The following is a 17,193-nucleotide window of genomic DNA, read 5'->3' as shown; positions in this document are numbered from 1 at the left end:
ATGACGTATTTACGTGATGCCTTGACAGACCGGGTGGGCGAGTTCATTCAACTGCGCCGCGACATTCATCGCCACCCCGAGTTGGCGTTTGAAGAGCACCGCACCTCTGATTTGGTCGCCGCCAAGTTAGAAAGTTGGGGCTATGCCGTGCACCGCGGCTTGGGCGGCACCGGTGTGGTGGGCACTTTGAAGCGCGGCACCAGCGCACGCCGCCTAGGGCTGCGCGCCGACATGGATGCCTTGCCAATTCAAGAGGCCACAGGCGCTGAATGGACCAGCGTCAAACCGGGCCTGATGCACGCCTGCGGTCACGACGGTCACACCGCCATGTTGTTGGCGGCGGCTAAAACCATCGCGCAAGACCAGACGTGGGATGGCACTTTGAATTTGATTTTCCAGCCCGCTGAAGAAGGCGGCGGTGGCGCCGTGCGCATGATGGCCGATGGCTTGTTTGAGCAGCACCCGTGCGATGCGGTGTTTGCCATGCACAACATGCCTGGCACGCCCGTGGGGCACTTTGTGTTTCGCGATGGTGCGGCCATGGCGTCCAGCGATTACGTCACCTTGCGCATTCACGGCACAGGTGGGCATGGCGCCATGCCGCACCGTGCCGCTGATCCTTTGGTGGCTGCGGCTTCTATCGTGATGGCGCTGCAAACGGTGGTGTCGCGCAACGTCGACCCTCTGCACACCGCAGTGGTCACGGTGGGTGCGTTGCATGCGGGCCAAGCCAACAACGTCATTCCGGCGCTGGCGACCCTGGAGCTCAGTGTGCGTTCGCTGGACCCCGAGGTGCGTCGCTTGTTAGAGCAGCGCATCAAAGCCTTGGTGGCTGCACAGGCTGAGAGCTTCGGTGTCAGGGCTGAGATCGATTGGCGACCCGGCTACTGCGTGCTGGTGAACTCGGTGGCTGAGACCGACTTTGCGCGTCAAGTGGCGCTTGACTTGGTGGGCGCTGAGCGCGTCACCCTTCACGGCCCAGCGCTCACAGGCAGCGAAGACTTTGCCTTCATGCTCGAAAAAATACCCGGCAGCTACTTGCTCATTGGCAATGGTGACGGCGACTCCGCGGGCGCGTGCATGGTGCACAACCCCGGCTACGACTTCAATGACGACAACATCGCCACGGGGGCCGCGTATTGGGTGGCACTCGCGGAAAAGTTTTTCGCTCATTAGAATGATCTGACATTCACTCGACCTCGTGTCGACGTGTGATCGGGAGAGACTGCCAACGCCAACGCGTGCTGGGCAGCGCCGAAGGAGCAACCGCCCCGGAAACTCTCAGGCAAAGGGACCGGTCACACGCATTTATCTCTGAAGAGCTGCTGGCGCATTCGTCTGCCAGTGCACCGAAGGAGCAAGCGATCCGCACCCTGCGGTTCGTGAATCTCTCAGGTCCAGAAACAGAGGGGGCGCTCTAGGCATGCGGCTTGTGTGCTTGGCGCTTCACCCCTCGACGTTTTTGAAAGCTCATTTCTCATGAAAACAATCGCAGTCATTGGCGGCGGCATCACCGGCGTGACCACCGCCTACGCCTTGGCCAAACGCGGCTTTGCCGTGACCTTGTTCGAACGTCATCGCTACGCCGCGATGGAAACCTCGTTCGCCAACGGTGGCCAGCTCTCGGCCTCCAACGCTGAGGTGTGGACGCATTGGTCCACCATCCTCAAAGGCTTGAAGTGGATGCTCAAGAGCGATGCACCGCTGTTGGTCAACCCCGCACCGACTTGGCACAAACTGTCTTGGTTTGCCGAGTTCATCGCCGCCATGCCCCATTACGAACGCAACACCGTCGAGACGGCGCGCATGGCCGTGGCCGCCCGCGCGCATTTGTTTGCTTGGGCGCAAGAAGAGGGCATCGACTTTGACCTCAAGCGCGAAGGCATCTTGCACATTTACCGCGACAAAAAGGGGTTTGACCACGCGGGCAAGGTCTCTGAAATGCTGGCCAAAGGCGGTTTGCCACGTCGTGCTGTTTCGCCCGAAGAAATGAAAGCGATTGAACCGACCTTGGCAGGCACGTATTACGGCGGCTACTTCACCGAAAGCGACTCGACGGGCGACATTCACAAATTCACCCATGGCCTCGCTGCTGCTGCAGAGCGTTTGGGTGTGCGCACCTTGTACGGCCAAGAGGTGACATCGGTGCAGACCAGTGGCCAGCAAGCCGTGGTCACCGTGACGCAGCAAGCCGCCGCCCCCAGTGTGCATACCTTTGATGGCGTGGTGATTTGCGCAGGCGTGGCCAGCCGCGACTTCGCAGCCCAACTCGGCGATCGCGTGAACATTTACCCCGTCAAAGGCTATTCCATCACCGTCAATTTGAACGATGAAAAGAGCCAAGCTGGCGCACCCAATGTGAGTTTGTTGGATGATGAAACCAAGTTGGTCACCAGCCGTTTGGGCTTGAATCGTTTCCGTGTGGCGGGCACCGCGGAGTTCAACGGCATTGACCGCGACATTCGCGCCGACCGCATTCGTCCTTTGATCGCGTGGGTGGAGCAATGCTTCCCCAACATCAACACCCGCTCGGTGGTGCCATGGGCGGGTTTGCGCCCCATGATGCCCAACATGATGCCGCGCGTGGGTCGAGGTAAAGCTGCCAACGTGTTTTACAACACCGGCCATGGCCACTTGGGTTGGACGCTGTCGGCAGTCACGGCCGACATGCTGGGCAATGTCGTGGCCGAGTCAGCGAAGCTTGACCGTCGATAAATCAAACTGAGGTTCAGGCGTGGCCAGTGCCATGCCTTCTAACGTTTGCACCAGCAACTCGGCCAAGACCAAATCGCGGTATGGCTTGTGGTCGGCTGGGATGACGTACCAAGGCGCGAGGGGCGTGCTGGTCGCGGACATGGCGTCTTGGTAGGCCGCCATGTAATCGGCCCAGAGCTTGCGGTCTTCGAAGTCCGAGGCTTGCAATTTCCATTGCTTGCTCGGATCGTCCATGCGGGCTTGCAGGCGTTTTTTTTGCTCGCTTTTGGAGATATGCAAATAACACTTGAGCACGGTCACACCCGCGTCGTGGAGCATGGCTTCGAAGTTGCGAATGTGTTGAAAGCGTTGCGTCCACGTCTCTTTGTCGATCCAACCACGCACCCGTGTGACCAACACATCCTCGTAATGGCTGCGGTTGAAGATGGCAATTTCTCCCAAGGCAGGAACTTTTTGGTGGATGCGCCACAAGAAATCATGCCGTTTCTCTTCTTCACTGGGCGCGCCAAACGCTTCGGCGCGCACGCCCAAAGGACTGACGTGCGTGAACACGCTGCGAATCACGCCGTCTTTGCCTGAGGTGTCCATGCCTTGCAGCACCAGCAGCACGGCCTTGTTTTTGCCCGCATGCAGCAGGCCTTGCAGCGCATCCAAGTGCTCACCTTGTTTTTTCAAGGCGTGTGCCCACTCGGACGCCTGTGCCATGTCGTGGGGAGCGGGTTCGGTGCTGATGTGGTTCAGGTCGAGGGCGGCGTGGTACTTCACGTGCAAGTGGGTGTGTTTATTGCTTGACATTCAGGTCTTCAAAAGTCGTTGAGGGTCAGCGTTGTGCGCAGACTTGGGTTTTCCCCCATCATGCACGGCTTTTCTTGGCGACAAAAACTGTATACACTTCGAATCACCTGTCGCAGCGGAGCAGAGCTTAGACCAAGCCCTAGTTCGCGACCCTCGTGTCTTCACAGTGCCCGCAGTGGTGAATGACAAACTTTGAATCAAGTGACTGAGGTCTCGACATGGACGCATATTTCTTAGACTGGGCCAACTTGCTGTTGCGTTGGGTGCACGTCATCACCGCCATTGCATGGATTGGCTCATCGTTTTACTTTGTCTTCTTAGACAACAACCTCATCAAACCCAACTCACCCGACCTGCTGGAAAAAGGCGTGGACGGTGCCATGTGGGCGGTGCACGGCGGCGGTTTTTACAACCCGCAAAAGTACATGGTGGCGCCTAAGAAGATCCACACCAAGCTGCATTGGTTTTACTGGGAAAGCTATTCCACGTGGCTCACAGGCTTTGGCTTGTTCACCGTGCTGTACCTGTGGAACGCGGGCACGTTCTTGATTGACAAGTCGTTGATGGACTGGTCGCCTGCGGCGGCCATCACGGCGGCACTGAGTTTCTTGGTTGCGTTTTGGTTCATTTACGACGCGGTGTGCCGCGTGTTTGGCTTCCGTGAAAACGGCGAACGCATTGTGGCCCTCACCATGATTGTGGTGGTGGCATTTGCGGCTTGGCTGTCGTGCCAATTGTTTGCAGGACGCGCTGCGTTTTTGTTGGTGGGCGCGATGATCGCCACATCCATGAGCGCCAATGTGTTCTTCTGGATCATTCCAGGCCAACGCAAAGTGGTGGCCGCCATGACATCCGGCGTGGCGATGGACCCCAAAGAGCTGGCCACGCACGGCAAGCGCGGCAAGCAGCGCAGCGTGCACAACACTTACTTCACGCTGCCCGTTATCTTTGCGATGCTGAGCAACCACTACAGCTTTCTCTACACCTACGAAAACAACTGGGTCATCTTGGTGATGATGATGTTGTCGGGCGCGCTGATTCGACAGTTCTTTGTGCAACGCCACGGCTACCACTTGGGCCGCGCCAAGAACCCGCTGCCGTTTGCCATTGCTGGCGTGGTGATTTTGCTCAGCGTGATTGTGTGGATGCGGCCTGCACCTTCTACCTCTGCTACCGCCGCTGTGAATGCAGCCCCAGTGACCTACGCCGAAGTGAGCCAAGTGTTTGCGCAGCGCTGTTACATGTGCCACGGTGAACAAGTGCAAATGAAGAATGTGCGCTTTGACACGGCTGACGGCGTCAAGCAACACGCCTTGGGTATTTACCAACAAGCGGTGGTCACCAAGCAAATGCCGATGAACAACGCCACGGGCATCACCGAAGACGAGCGGGCTGTGATCAAGCGTTGGTACGAAGCAGGAGCCGCGCTGAGATAATCAGCGCCTATGAAATTTCGTTTGATGCTGGCTTTCGCCAGCACTCTTTTTTGTGTGGCTGCTCAAGCCGGTGAAGTGACGGTGGCGGTCGCCGCCAACTTCACCGCCCCCATGCAAAAAATCGCCAAGGCGTTTGAGCAAGACACGGGGCACAAAGCCCAGCTGGCCTTTGGTGCGACGGGTAAGTTCTACGCGCAAATCAAAAACGGAGCGCCATTCGCGGTGCTGTTGGCGGCAGATGACGAAACCCCCGCACGCTTAGAAAAAGAAGGCCTCGCTGCCGCGGGCACACGCTTCACTTATGCCACGGGCCGCTTGGCGTTGTGGAGCAAGCAGCCCCATTTGGTAGACGAGAGGGGCGAGGTGCTGCGCAGCCAAAGCTTTGAAAAACTCGGCATACACAAGATTGCCATGGCCTATCCCAAGCTCGCCCCTTATGGGGTGGCGGCGATGGAAGTGATCAAGACGCTGGGTGTGCAAGCCAATGTCATGCCTAAGCTCGTGCAAGGCGACAGCATCGGGCAAACCTATCAATTCGTCAGCACCGAAAACGCACAACTCGGGTTTGTCGCCTTGTCGCAAATCTCAGTTGACGGTCGCATCACCCAAGGCTCGGCATGGGTCGTGCCGCAAAGCATGCACACATCGCTCAAGCAAGACGCCGTGTTGCTCAATGCGGGCAAAGACAACGCAGCCGCACACGCACTGTTGAAATACCTGCAAGGCGACACTGCCAAAACCATCATTCGAACTTATGGCTATGCGCTTGACCATTGAGAGGTCGAGGGCGGTCGCCATGCCCTGTAAAGTGTGGGCATGAATTTAAGCGCCGAAGATTTCCAAGCCATTGCGCTGACGCTGCAGCTCGCCAGCGTCACCACCGTGCTGCTGCTGTTGCTCGCCACGCCGGTGGCTTGGTGGCTGGCGCACACGCGCTCTGCTTGGCGTGCGCCTGTGGCGTCGCTCGTCGCGCTGCCCTTGGTGTTGCCGCCCACGGTGCTGGGTTTTTATTTGTTGGTGGCGCTTGGGCCCAACGGCCCGATTGGCCAGTTCACGCAATGGGCGGGCTGGGGCACATTGGCGTTTAGTTTTTGGGGCTTGGTGTTGGGCTCCGTTGTGTATTCGCTGCCGTTCGCTGTGCAGCCACTGGTCAACGCGTTTGAAGCCATGGGTCCGCGCCCGATGGAAGTGGCTGCCACTTTGCGAGCCAGCAAGTGGGATGCCTTTTTCACTGTGGCCGTGCCTTTGGCCAAGCCCGGTTTTGTGATGGCCGCCATGCTGAGCTTTGCGCACACCGTGGGCGAGTTTGGTGTGGTGCTGATGATTGGTGGCAACATCCCCGACAAAACGCGTGTGGTGTCCACCCAAATTTACGGCCATGTCGAAGCGATGGAATACAGCCAAGCGCATGGCTTGGCCGGTGTGATGTTGGTCTTTTCGTTTGTGGTGTTGTTGGGCCTGTCGTGGTTTAACCGTCGCGCTGATCAACGTAAAAAGGTGGGCGCATGAACATCCACTTGCAGCTCGATATCGCGCGTGCCGACTTTGATGTGTCGGTCGATGTGCAGTTGCCCGCACACGGCATCACCGTCATCTTTGGCCCCTCGGGCTGTGGCAAAACCACCTTGCTGCGATGCGTGGCTGGGCTAGAACCTTCAGCGCGTGGCGTTGTGCAACTGGGCCACGAGGTGTGGCAAGACGATGCAAACCATGTGCGCCTGCCCACGCACCAACGTGCCTTGGGTTATGTGTTTCAAGAGGCGTCGTTGTTTGACCATTTGGATGTGGCAGGCAACTTGGCCTACGGCCACCAACGTGCCGAAAAAAACAGCCGCAATGCGATGAGCCAAGCCGTGCAGCAACAAACCATTGAGCTGCTGGGCATTGGCCATTTGCTCAAGCGCCGCAGCCACGAGCTGTCTGGGGGCGAGCGCCAACGCGTGGCCATTGCCCGCGCCCTGGTCACGCAGCCGCGCTTGTTGTTGCTAGACGAACCGTTGGCCGCGCTCGACCACGCGCGCCGACAAGAAGTGCTGCCGTGGTTAGAAAAACTGCGCGACGACTTGAACATCCCCATGCTCTACGTCACCCATGCGGTAGACGAAGTGGCCCGCTTGGCCGACACACTGCTGGTCATGAACGCAGGCCGCGTGCAAGCCAACGGACCCGTGGCCGAAGTGCTGACCCAAGCCGAGCTGCCTGTGGTGGTGGGCGAGGATGCAGGCGCGTTGCTGACCGGCATCGTGCTGGCCATCGACACGCAATGGCACTTGGCTCAGGTCGGCTTTGCCGGTGGCGCGCTGTGGGTGCGCGACAGTGGCTTAGAGCTTGGCCAAACCGTGCGCCTGCGCGTGCTGGCCCGCGATGTGAGTGTGACCTTGCACGAAGCCACACACACCAGCATTCAAAACCACGTGCCCTGCGTGGTGGACGCCATCACGCCAGAGGCACATCCGTCACAAACGCTGCTGCGTTTGCGCTGTGGCGACACCGTGCTGCTGGCACGCATCACGGCGCGTGGCGCGCATGAGCTGGGCTTGCAGGTGGGCATGCCTGCGTGGGCGCAGGTGAAGTCGGTTGCGTTGGTGAAGTAAAACTTGCCAAGCCATAGTTAACGCAAATTGGCAGACCAAAAGTCTTCACCCGCTTTGCTGAGTGCGGTCTTGTCGCGGTAGAGCTTGATGGCCATCTTGATGCCCGCCATGTCGGGTGCCGCTTCGACCAACACACCGCGTGCCAAGTCTTCGTGAATCAAGGATTGGGGCAGCCAAGCCATGCCGCGTCCATCCAGCGCCATGGTTCTTAAAACGGAGGCTAAGTGCGCGGTGAACACGGTTTCTGTGGGCCAAGGTGATGCGTTCGCAGCTTGTGTTTGCGCCACGATGCGCCCAATGCCTGACTCGGCGCTGTAGCTCAGTAATTTGGCTGGGTTTTTGGTGGCGCGTTTGTTCAACGCATGCAGCGGCGTGCCATCTTTTTTAGGCGCAGAGACGGGCACGAGCAAGTCCTCGCCCACCACGATGGAGGGATAGCCTTGGGTGTCGAGCGCGTTGATGGCTTCTGCATGGGTATGGGTCAGCAGAAACTGCACTTGGCTTTCAAGCAACATGGTTTCGCAGCGCTGCAGTACATCCGAAATCAATTGCACTTGGCCGATGGCCATTTGCGATTCGAGGCCGCGCAACCAATAGGGCATGAAGGTGAACGACAGTGCATGGGTGGAGGCGATGCGCAGTGTGTTGGCATTGGCTTCGTTGAATGCACGCGCTTCGCCTGGGATCTTGGCTGCCTTGGCCAGCATATCGGTGGCGATGCCGTTGAACCATTGACCCGTGTCTGTCAACGTCGCGGGTTGGTTGCTACGGTCAAAGAGCTCAGCCCCCAGCCACGTTTCCAAAGCCCGTATGCGGCGGCTGAATGCGGGCTGGGTCATGTGTCGCTCATCGGCTGCACGCGAGAAATGACCGCTGGCAGCGAGTGCCAAAAAGTCTTCCAGCCAAGAGAGATTCAGGGTTGTCATGAGGCGATGCTTTCAAAGCATGGGATGTGAAAAAAACAGCATTGGCGCAAATCAAAAGCGCTGCTTAGCATGCGCCCTATCGATCTTGTCCACGTTGAGTCACTGAGGAATTGAAAATGAAAATCGTAGAAATCAGAGAAATTACCCTGCCGATCAGCTCGCCGATCCGCAATGCCTACATCGACTTTAGCAAAATGACCTTGAGCCTTGTCGCCGTCATCACCGACGTGATGCGCGATGGCAAACCCGTGGTGGGCTATGGCTTTAACTCGAACGGTCGCTACGGGCAAGGCATGCTGATGCGCGAGCGATTCATCCCTCGCGTGCTCGAAGCCAAGCCTGAGAGCTTGCTAGACGACACGGGCAACAACCTTGACCCACACAAGATTTGGGCCACGATGTTCACCAACGAAAAACCAGGTGGACACGGCGAGCGCTCGGTCGCCATGGGCACCATCGACATGGCGGTGTGGGACGCGGTGGCCAAAGTTGAAGGCAAACCGCTGTTTCAATTGCTGGCAGATCGCTATGGCAACGGCCAGCCCAATCGCCAAGTGTTTGTGTATGCGGCAGGTGGCTATTACTACCCGGGTCAAGACCACGAAAAACTCAAAGACGAAATGCGCAGCTACATCGACCGTGGCTACTCGGTGGTGAAACAAAAAATTGGTGGCGCTTCTTTGGACGAAGATTTGCGCCGCATCGACTCGGTGTTGAGCGTGCTGCAAGACGGCCAAAAATTGTGTGTGGATGCCAACGGTCGCTTTGACCGTGACACCGCCGTGGCCTACGCCAAAGCACTGTCTCAATACGATTTGTTTTGGTACGAAGAGGCGGGCGACCCACTCGACTACGAGCTGCAACAAACGCTGCGCAGCTACTACAAGAACCCGATGGCCACCGGTGAAAACCTGTTCTCCATGCAAGACGCGCGCAACCTCATTCGCTACGGCGGCATGCGCCCTGATCGCGATTGGTTGCAGTTTGATTGCGCCTTGAGCTACGGCTTGGTGGAGTACCTGCGCACCTTGGACATGCTCAAAGAACATGGCTGGTCAGCCAGTCGCTGCATCCCGCACGGGGGTCACCAAATGTCGCTGAACATTGCAGCGGGTTTGGGCTTAGGCGGCAACGAAAGCTACCCAGATTTGTTCCAACCCTTCGGCGGCTTCCCTGATGGCGTGAAGGTCGAGAACAGCTTCATCACCATGCCAGACCTGCCGGGCATTGGCTTTGAAGGCAAGTCGGACTTGTTCAAGGTGATGCAAGATTTGTCGCGCTAAGTTTGGCGACACCTAAGCCTCTGACTGCTAAACGCCAGAGAACACCACATCCACGGCTCCAATCAGCGCACTCGATTGCGCTGATAAATTGCCCACTAATTTGCGCAAATTGCGGGTGGGTAAAGGGGCTGTGTAGTGGGCCAGTGCGCGCAGGCGCTGGCCGTTCACTGTCACGAGAGGGCAGAGCTTGTCAGGTGCTTTCGCGGCAAACTCAATCGTGGCGAGTGGAATGGTCATGCGCGTGACTAGGGCATCTAGCAAGTCGCTTTGAACCACCACTACATAAGGAATGCCGTGTGTCGCGCTTTCGCTGGGATTGGCGTAAACGTCAAATTGAGCCATGGCGATTTACCAGGGGCGCAAATCTGAGCCAGGAATGCCTTGCTTTTCGACCCAAGTGTTTTGGGCTGCGATCCATTCGCCAAACTCGTCTTCAAATTGCTTTTTGCGAGCGGCCAAGCTGCTGTTGTTTTGGTTGGCCTGCAAGGCGCGGTATTGGTCAGCCGACAGGATGACGGTGTCAATTTGGCCCGCTTTTTCAACAAACACGGGCTCGCGCTTGGCGAGGGCGCAAATGCTGCCAAAACGGTTTTTGGCTTCTGTGGCTGTGATTTGCATGGCGTGCTCCTAGTGTTTAGCCATTTTAGCTAAAGCTTCGGCTTGGCTGCAAGCCTTAAAACCACCAAGCCACCGCCTGCGGAATTACCACTGCCCCCACGATGCCATGAAGACCCATGCCGAGGCTGGCATAAGCCCCAGCCTCGGCGTTCACACTGAACGCACGAGAGGTGCCTATGCCGTGTGCGGCCACACCGAGGGCAAAGCCGCGTTGCCACCATTGGGTGACGCGCAACACATCAAGCACGTAGCGGCCTAGGATGGCTCCCAAGATGCCGGTGCTCACCGCAAAGATGGCGGTCAAGGTGGGCGAGGCCTGCACGCGTTCGGCAATGCCCATCGCAATCGGCGCGGTGACCGACTTGGCCACCAAGCCGCGCACCAACGATTCGTCCACGCCCAACCAACGCGCCATACCCACGGCGGTGAACACTGACGTGATGCCACCCGCTATCAGCGATAGTAGCAACACGCCCATGCGTCCCTTGAGCGACGCAAAACCTTTGTAGATTGGAATGGCCAGCGACACCGTGGCCGTGCCCAGCAAGAAGTGCACAAACTGCGCGCCTTCGAAATACTTGGCATATGGCATGTCGAGCACGCGGATGCTGAGCGTGACCACCACCACCGCAATCAACACAGGGTTGGCCAGTGGGTTGCGCTGGCTGCGCTCGTACAGCGTGAGGCCCAACAAATACGCGCTCAGCGTCAGCACCAAAGCCAGCAGCGGGCTACCCGAGAGGTACACCCAAATGTCAGAGATGGGTGGCAACTGCGTTTGAAACTCGTTACTCATCAGTCGGCTCCTTCTTGGCCAACACCTTGAGCAAGCCCGCCGTCACAGCCACCGTAGCCAGCACGCTCACCACCAGCGCCGCGCTGATGGCCCACGCGTTGGCCTGCAACACGGGCAAGTAAAGCACCACGCCCACCGACGCGGGGATGAACAACAACCCCAAGTGCTGTAGAACGCTGCTGCCCACCAAATCAATCGCCGCAGGCACATGGCCGCGCACGCTGAGATACGCCAACAACAACACCAAGCCCAACACGGGGCCGGGGATGAAGGGCAGGGCGAATTTAGAGACCAGTTCGCCTAGGGCTTGGAAGATGAAGAGTTGGACTAGGCCTTGGATCATGGGGCCAGTTTAGGTTTGTGCGCGTGTGGTGGCGAGTGCAAACAGTTTTGACTTTTCGTTTAACTGCTCTGAGACATGAGTTTTAAAAATGAACCCCGTTGCCAAGCTTTTCACTATTAAATATGAAAGTATCTAAATGGATACAATAAAGCGCTATCACCTAGAGCAAACATCCGCATTCAGTCGTTGGCTTAAAAGCCTCAAGGACTTGCAGGCCAAAGCAGCCATTGTGTTGCGACTCAAGCAAGTGCAAGCGGGGCATTTGGGTGATGTGAAGTCTGTGGGCGGCGGCGTATCAGAACTACGCTGGCACATGGGGCCGGGCTACCGCGTGTATTTTTGCAAGCGCGGGGATCAGATTATTTTGTTGCTCGCAGGCGGCGACAAGTCAACACAGCAGCGCGATATCGCTCGCGCCCAACAATTGGCCAAGGAGCAAACGCATGGGTAAGACAACAGAATTTGACGCAGCCAGCTACCTCGACAGCGAGGAAATGATCGCGGAGTATTTGAATCAAGCCTTGGCAAGTGGTGATACCGACTTGTTGCTCTCCGCGATTGGCGACGTGGCCAAAGCCAGAGGCATGGCGCAGATCGCGCGTGACACGGGCTTGGGGCGTGAAAGCCTGTACAAGGTTTTTGCAGCAGGTGCTAAGCCGCGATTTGAGACAGTCTTGAAGGTACTAACAGCACTGGGAATCCAGATGCGAGCTGACCCGCGCGGTCTTTGATTTTTAGCTGTCGCCTTTCGCATTGACGTTGGCACGATCCGATGGCGACAGGCGTCACGCCCTGCGCGACCATAACTCCATTCGCAGCACATTCACGAACGGAGTATTTCATGGCATCCACATTCCCCAAACCACAGATTGCCCTCATCACCGGCGCATCGTCCGGCATGGGCAAAGAAACGGCCAAACGGTTGCTGCAAGAGGGGCTGGTGGTTTATGTCGCGGCCCGTCGCTTGGCCCAAATGGAAGACCTGCGGGCCTTGGGCGCGATACCGCTGCAAATGGATATTTCGGTGGATGCCGACATCGTTGCTGCCGTGAACACCATCGAAGCAAGCCATGACGGTATCGACGTGCTGGTCAACAACGCTGGCTTTGGCATGTACGGCGCGATGGAAGATTCAACCCTCGCCGATGCCCGCTACCAGTTTGAAGTCAACCTGTTTGGCATGGCGCGGCTCACGCAATTGGCACTCCCCCACATGCGCCGCCAGCAGGCGGGCAAGGTCATCAACATCTCGTCCATGGGCGGCAAGATGTACACCCCGCTGGGCTCGTGGTATCACGCCACCAAGCATGCGGTGGAAGGCTGGAGCGATTGCTTGCGCCTTGAATTAGCGCCTTTCGGCATCCAGGTGGTGATCATCGAGCCCGGTGTCATTGCCACCGAATGGGGGGGCGTGATGCTAGAACCCATGCTCGCACGTTCGGGCCATGGCCCTTACCACGTCATGGCGCAGGGCATGGCCAAGGCCATGCGCAGTACGTATGCCAAAGAGGGCGCTGCCTCGCCGCCTTCGGTGGTGGCTGATGCCATACTGCAGGCTGTGCGTTCGCGCCGACCCAAAACCCGTTATGTCATCGGCAAAATGGCCAAGCCTTTGATGTTCATCCGCAAGTATTTCGGGGACCGCATCTTTGACATGGCCATCATGAGCCAAGCCAAGTAGTTCGACCCTCCGAAACTCCCCGACATCCCAGAAAGCACCACACCGTGAAACAGGCCACACGCTTTGCCGTGCAGATGAGTTGGAAACTGCTCATCGTGGACATGGGCTACGCCCCCGACGATGTGCTGAGACTGGCTCGGCTGCCGGGTGACCTGTTTGCACGCACGGGGGGAGCGAGCTTGTCGCCCGCGCAGTACTTTGACTTGTGGCGTGGACTGGAGCAGGCCGCAGGCAATGACGAGCTGGCCCTGAAGCTCGCGCAGGCCATGTCGGTGGAAGCCTTTGACCCCGCCATGTTCGCCTGTCTGTGCAGCCCAGACCTGAACACTGCGCTGCAGCGGCTAGCGCACTACAAACGCCTGATTTGCCCCTTGCACATGGTGGTCGACATCCGCGCGGATTGCACACAAATCACCCTCAGCTGCTACGGTAGCGACGAGCCGATTCCTCGTAGCTTGGGTGTGTCGGAGCTTGTTTTTTTCACTCAACTGGCACGGCTGGGCACGCGAGCGCGCATAGAACCCTTGGCGGCCTCGGTGCCAGATTTACCCTTGAATCTCGCGCCCTACCAAGCCTATCTGGGCTGTGCTTTGGGCGCTTCTGAACAGATCCAAATGACGTTTTCGGCGCACGATGGACGCCGGCCATTTTTGACCGACAACATGGCCATGTGGGCTGCGTTTGAACCCGCCCTCAACAGTCGGCTCTCTGAGTTGGGTGCCCAAGCGAGCATGCGCGAGCGGGTCAGGGCGGTGTTGCTGGAGACGTTGCCCGCTGGTATCAGCAGCATCGACGCTGTGGCCCAGCGCTTGGCGTTGAGCAAACGTTCTTTGCAGCGGCAACTGGTCGACGAATCGGTGGGGTATCAAGAGTTGCTCAGCGAGGTGCGGCATGAACTGGCGCGTCATTACCTGAGCCGCACCGATATTTCAGCCGGAGAGATTTCGTGGCTACTTGGATTTCAGGAAAGCAACTCGTTCATCCGAGCGTTCAGAGGTTGGACTGGTATTACGCCAGCGGCCTACCGAAAAAGTTGCGTGAACACCCAACTCCATTGAATAGACCGATCCACAAACCTAGGCGAGATTGAAATGACGAAAGAACTGTTGGTTTATTTTGTCGGTGAAAAACAAGAAAGCATTCTTTTTTTGGCCGTGGGTTTACTGGCGATTGGCGTCGCGGTTTGGCTGTGGATGACTGATCATCGCTTTCGCCTCATGGCCTTGCCGTTGGTGGTGGTGGCCTTGATGCAAATGGTGGTGGGATTCACCATTTACGCTCGCACTGACGCCCAAGTGCAGAGCTTGAGCGTGTTGCAAAAAAATGAACCCGTGCAATTTCAAGTAGAGGAGATTGACCGCATGCAAACCGTCATGACGAATTTCAAAATCTACAAAACAATTGAGATCGTGTTGCTCGTATTCGCCCTGGCGCTGATTACGTTCGTATCTAAATCGGATGCAGCGGTGGGTATAGGTCTGGGCTTGCTAGTGCAAGCTGCATTCACACTTGCGCTAGATCTTTTTGCCGAGGCAAGGGGCGAAGCGTATTTGAATGCGTTGACAGCATTCAACCCGCTGAACTAGCCCCCAACGCCAACTGCATCGCCAGCTGGTTATGCCTCTCAATCAACGGCCCCATATCCACCGTTGCAATCTCTCCCTTGCGCACCACCACGCGGCCATTCACGATGGTGTAGTCCGCGTTGTCGCTGGCGCATAGGAGCAGCGCACCCACGGGGTCGTGCACGGCGCCGCCGGCCATGCTGAGTGTGTCGGTGCGGAACATCGCAATGTCGGCGCAATAGCCCTCTTTGATTTGCCCCAGCTCGTGGGCGCGGCCCAGCACTTCTGCGCCACCGCGTGTGGCTAGGCGTAGGGCGTCGCGGGGTGTCATTTCGGCGGGGCCAAGATCGCAGCCAAAAACCGTGCGTCCGTTGTCAACGCGCGGTGCATCCAGCGCTCGGCCCACGCGTGCCAGCAGCATGGCTTGGCGGGCTTCGTTCAACAGATGGGCTCCGTCGTTGCTGGCGCTGCCGTCTACGCCCAAACCAATAGGCACACCGGCGTCAAGCATTTTGCGCAGGGGCAAGATGCCGCTGGCCAATCGCATATTGCTGCACGGGCAGTGGGCAATGCCCGTGCGCGTGCGTGCAAACAAATACGTGCCTTCGTCGTCCAGCTTCACGCAGTGGGCGTGCCACACATCGTGGCCCACCCAGCCTAAGTCTTCGGCGTATTGCGCGGGCGTGCAGTTGAATTTTTCTCGTGAGTACGCAATGTCGTGGTCGTTCTCGGCCAAGTGCGTGTGCAGGCGCACCTTGTGCGCGCGGGCCAGTTTGGCGGATTCGCGCATGAGGTCTTGGCTCACGCTAAAGGGCGAGCAGGGGGCCACGGCCACATGCGTCATCGCGCCATAGCTGGCATCGTGATAGGTCTCAATCAGGCGTTGGGTTTCTTTGAGGATGAAGGCTTCTTTTTCCACCACACGGTCGGGCGGCAGGCCGCCTTGGCTTTCGCCCACGCTCATGCTGCCGCGTGTGGCCGTGAAGCGCATGCCAATGGTGTGCGCGGCTTCAATGCTGTCGTCCAGTCGCACGCCGTTGGGGTAGATGTACAAGTGGTCGCTGCTGGTGGTGCAGCCGCTGAGCAGCAGCTCGGCCATGGCCACTTGGTTCGACACCAACACCATCTCGGGCGTGAGTCCCGCCCAAATGGGGTACAGCCCTTTGAGCCAGCTGAACAGCTCGGCGTTTTGCACCTGCGGCACAGCACGCGTGAGGCTTTGCACCATGTGGTGGTGCGTGTTGATCAAGCCAGGCACCACCACATGGCGGCGGGCGTCAATCACTTCGTCGACTTGCGTTAGAAGCTCATCGATGTTTTCTCCGGCGGGAATGATGCGTTCAATCTTGCCATCGCGTAACAGCAGCGAGGCGTTATTGAGTTCGGTGTTGGCATCGTCTTGCGTAGCGATGCAGCGGGCGCGGTGGATGAGCAAGGTGGTCATGGTGAAGACTTTAACGCCTCAGAAACAAAGCCCACAAAAGCTTGCACGCGCGCCGCCGTTTGATGACGCGGTGGGTAGACCGCATAGATGTCGGCCGCGGGTGTGGGGTAGTTTTCAAGCACTTGCTGCAAGCGTCCGCTGCGCAGGTATTTGGCAATGTCCCATTCGGCGCGCATCAGCACGCCGTGGCCCGCCAAGGCCCAGCTGACAGCAATTTCACCGTCGTTGGTGCTCAGCGTGCCGCGCACTTTGACGGTTTCTGTTTTTTTGCCATTCACAAAGTGCCAAATGCCATAAGCCTCATCGCCTTGGCGAATGCCAATGCAGCTGTGTTGCGCCAAATCAGTAGGCACCTTGGGTGTGCCGTGCTTGGCCAAATAAGCGGGCGAGGCACACATCAAACGCCGGTTCGATGCGATGCGCTTGGCCATCACGCGTGCGTCGGGCGGTTCGCCAAAGCGGATGCACACATCAAACGCGTCTTCGCTCAACGGTGGCGGATTGACGGTGAGTTGCAACTGAACCTCCACCTCGGGGTAGCGCTTGGCAAATTGCGAGATCAAGGGCGCGATGTGGCTGCGCCCAAACCCCAGCGTGGCGTTGACGCGCAGCAAACCTTTGGGCGCTGCGAGGGCGCTGCTGACTTGGCGTTCCATGTCGTCAATGTCAGCCAAGATGCGGCGGGCGTGGGCCAAATACAACTCACCCTCGGGCGTCAGGCCCATGCGTCGCGTGGTGCGGTGCATGAGTTGCACACCCAAACGCGCCTCCATTTGCGACAGCCGTTTGCTGACAGCGGGTGTGGTGACGTTGAGTTCGCGTGCCGCGGCCGACAAACTGCCGGTGCGCACCAGCAGGCTGAAAAACGCCATTTCGGAGGGGGCAGAGCTGGGTGTGGTCATTGTTAAATCATATTCAACAGTGGGTTCAATTTGCGCTCGTTCATGAATCGATGTGTCGCCTAAGGTTGTGGCTTGTTTCAACCTCGACACACAGT

Annotated in this window: 20 protein-coding genes and 1 riboswitch; of the genes, 12 read left to right on the top strand and 8 right to left on the bottom strand. The window is 58.1% G+C overall.

Annotated features, from left to right (window positions below; all coding sequences use genetic code 11):
* Together C5F52_RS23165 and C5F52_RS23160 are read left to right on the top strand one after the other, a co-directional pair.
* Window positions 1-1,176: a M20 aminoacylase family protein gene (locus C5F52_RS23165; RefSeq protein ID WP_104800713.1), complete on the top strand. Its 1,176-nt coding sequence runs from the start codon at window positions 1-3 to the stop codon at window positions 1,174-1,176.
* Between the two features lie 30 nt (window positions 1,177-1,206).
* Window positions 1,207-1,307: riboswitch (glycine riboswitch) on the top strand.
* 172 nt (window positions 1,308-1,479) lie between these two features.
* Entirely contained in the window at window positions 1,480-2,715 is a 1,236-nt protein-coding gene (locus C5F52_RS23160) for a D-amino acid dehydrogenase (RefSeq protein WP_104800712.1), read from the top strand.
* On the opposite strand, the gene C5F52_RS23155 is transcribed toward C5F52_RS23160, so the two are convergent.
* The gene (locus C5F52_RS23155; RefSeq protein ID WP_104800711.1) at window positions 2,692-3,510 is read right to left on the bottom strand and encodes a PPK2 family polyphosphate kinase; all 819 of its coding nucleotides are present in this window, start codon (window positions 3,508-3,510) and stop codon (window positions 2,692-2,694) included. The two genes, C5F52_RS23160 and C5F52_RS23155, sit on opposite strands and share 24 nt — an antisense overlap.
* Before the next feature lie 218 nt (window positions 3,511-3,728).
* On the opposite strand from C5F52_RS23155, the gene C5F52_RS23150 reads away from it, so the two are divergent.
* From C5F52_RS23150 to modC, 4 genes are read left to right on the top strand one after another with little or no spacing between them, the layout of a single operon-like run.
* Window positions 3,729-4,946, top strand: coding sequence for a urate hydroxylase PuuD (locus C5F52_RS23150; RefSeq protein WP_104800710.1), 1,218 nt, complete (start codon window positions 3,729-3,731; stop codon window positions 4,944-4,946).
* Window positions 4,947-4,955: 9 nt separating this feature from the next.
* Window positions 4,956-5,723, top strand: a complete 768-nt coding sequence (modA, locus tag C5F52_RS23145) for a molybdate ABC transporter substrate-binding protein (RefSeq protein ID WP_104800709.1) — start codon at window positions 4,956-4,958, stop codon at window positions 5,721-5,723.
* A gap of 39 nt (window positions 5,724-5,762) precedes the next feature.
* Complete coding sequence (gene modB / locus C5F52_RS23140; protein ID WP_104800708.1) at window positions 5,763-6,455, top strand: molybdate ABC transporter permease subunit; 693 nt, start codon at window positions 5,763-5,765, stop codon at window positions 6,453-6,455.
* Window positions 6,452-7,540 carry a molybdenum ABC transporter ATP-binding protein gene (gene modC, locus C5F52_RS23135; protein ID WP_104800707.1) on the top strand — a complete coding sequence of 363 codons (1,089 nt, stop codon included), beginning with the start codon at window positions 6,452-6,454 and terminating at the stop codon, window positions 7,538-7,540. The genes modB and modC overlap by 4 nt, the downstream gene beginning before the upstream one ends.
* A 17-nt stretch (window positions 7,541-7,557) precedes the next feature.
* On the opposite strand, the gene C5F52_RS23130 is transcribed toward modC, so the two are convergent.
* A complete protein-coding gene (locus C5F52_RS23130; RefSeq protein ID WP_236657984.1) occupies window positions 7,558-8,466 on the bottom strand; it encodes a LysR family transcriptional regulator in 909 nt (302 codons plus the stop codon).
* Between the two features lie 116 nt (window positions 8,467-8,582).
* Between C5F52_RS23130 and C5F52_RS23125 the strand changes: the two genes are divergently transcribed.
* Window positions 8,583-9,749 (top strand): mandelate racemase/muconate lactonizing enzyme family protein, encoded by a 1,167-nt coding sequence (locus C5F52_RS23125; protein WP_104800706.1) that lies wholly within the window; start codon window positions 8,583-8,585, stop codon window positions 9,747-9,749.
* Window positions 9,750-9,776: 27 nt separating this feature from the next.
* On the opposite strand, the gene C5F52_RS23120 is transcribed toward C5F52_RS23125, so the two are convergent.
* Genes C5F52_RS23120 through C5F52_RS23105 form a run of 4 tightly spaced genes read right to left on the bottom strand, consistent with a single transcriptional unit; the run spans window position 9,777 to window position 11,506 of the window.
* Complete coding sequence (locus tag C5F52_RS23120) at window positions 9,777-10,091, bottom strand: CcdB family protein (protein WP_104800705.1); 315 nt, start codon at window positions 10,089-10,091, stop codon at window positions 9,777-9,779.
* A 6-nt stretch (window positions 10,092-10,097) separates the two neighbouring features.
* Complete coding sequence (locus tag C5F52_RS23115; protein WP_104800704.1) at window positions 10,098-10,367, bottom strand: type II toxin-antitoxin system Phd/YefM family antitoxin; 270 nt, start codon at window positions 10,365-10,367, stop codon at window positions 10,098-10,100.
* A gap of 55 nt (window positions 10,368-10,422) precedes the next feature.
* Entirely contained in the window at window positions 10,423-11,163 is a 741-nt protein-coding gene (locus C5F52_RS23110; protein ID WP_104800703.1) for an LrgB family protein, read from the bottom strand.
* Entirely contained in the window at window positions 11,156-11,506 is a 351-nt protein-coding gene (locus C5F52_RS23105; RefSeq protein WP_104800702.1) for a CidA/LrgA family protein, read from the bottom strand. Before C5F52_RS23105 ends, C5F52_RS23110 begins: the two co-directional genes overlap by 8 nt.
* A 136-nt stretch (window positions 11,507-11,642) precedes the next feature.
* On the opposite strand from C5F52_RS23105, the gene C5F52_RS23100 reads away from it, so the two are divergent.
* The 5 genes from C5F52_RS23100 (at window position 11,643) to C5F52_RS23080 (ending at window position 14,773) form a co-directional block, all read left to right on the top strand.
* Window positions 11,643-11,957 (top strand): type II toxin-antitoxin system RelE/ParE family toxin, encoded by a 315-nt coding sequence (locus tag C5F52_RS23100; protein ID WP_104800701.1) that lies wholly within the window; start codon window positions 11,643-11,645, stop codon window positions 11,955-11,957.
* Window positions 11,950-12,237, top strand: a complete 288-nt coding sequence (locus tag C5F52_RS23095) for an addiction module antidote protein (protein ID WP_104800700.1) — start codon at window positions 11,950-11,952, stop codon at window positions 12,235-12,237. Before C5F52_RS23100 ends, C5F52_RS23095 begins: the two co-directional genes overlap by 8 nt.
* A 110-nt stretch (window positions 12,238-12,347) precedes the next feature.
* On the top strand, window positions 12,348-13,187 hold the full coding sequence (locus tag C5F52_RS23090; protein WP_104800699.1) for an oxidoreductase: 840 nt from the start codon (window positions 12,348-12,350) through the stop codon (window positions 13,185-13,187).
* A 44-nt stretch (window positions 13,188-13,231) separates the two neighbouring features.
* Complete coding sequence (locus C5F52_RS23085) at window positions 13,232-14,245, top strand: AraC family transcriptional regulator (protein ID WP_104800698.1); 1,014 nt, start codon at window positions 13,232-13,234, stop codon at window positions 14,243-14,245.
* Between the two features lie 33 nt (window positions 14,246-14,278).
* Window positions 14,279-14,773, top strand: coding sequence for a hypothetical protein (locus C5F52_RS23080; RefSeq protein ID WP_104800697.1), 495 nt, complete (start codon window positions 14,279-14,281; stop codon window positions 14,771-14,773).
* Here the strand turns inward: C5F52_RS23080 and C5F52_RS23075 are convergent.
* Window positions 14,757-16,196: an 8-oxoguanine deaminase gene (locus C5F52_RS23075; protein WP_104800696.1), complete on the bottom strand. Its 1,440-nt coding sequence runs from the start codon at window positions 16,194-16,196 to the stop codon at window positions 14,757-14,759. The genes C5F52_RS23080 and C5F52_RS23075 overlap by 17 nt on opposite strands.
* Window positions 16,193-17,098: a LysR family transcriptional regulator gene (locus C5F52_RS23070; protein ID WP_104800755.1), complete on the bottom strand. Its 906-nt coding sequence runs from the start codon at window positions 17,096-17,098 to the stop codon at window positions 16,193-16,195. The genes C5F52_RS23075 and C5F52_RS23070 overlap by 4 nt, the downstream gene beginning before the upstream one ends.
* Between the last annotated feature and the right edge of the window lie 95 nt (window positions 17,099-17,193).

This window comes from Limnohabitans sp. TS-CS-82, assembly GCF_002943475.1.
The sequence above is the reverse complement of the archived record's forward strand: the minus strand, read 5'-3'. Positions and strand labels throughout refer to the sequence as shown.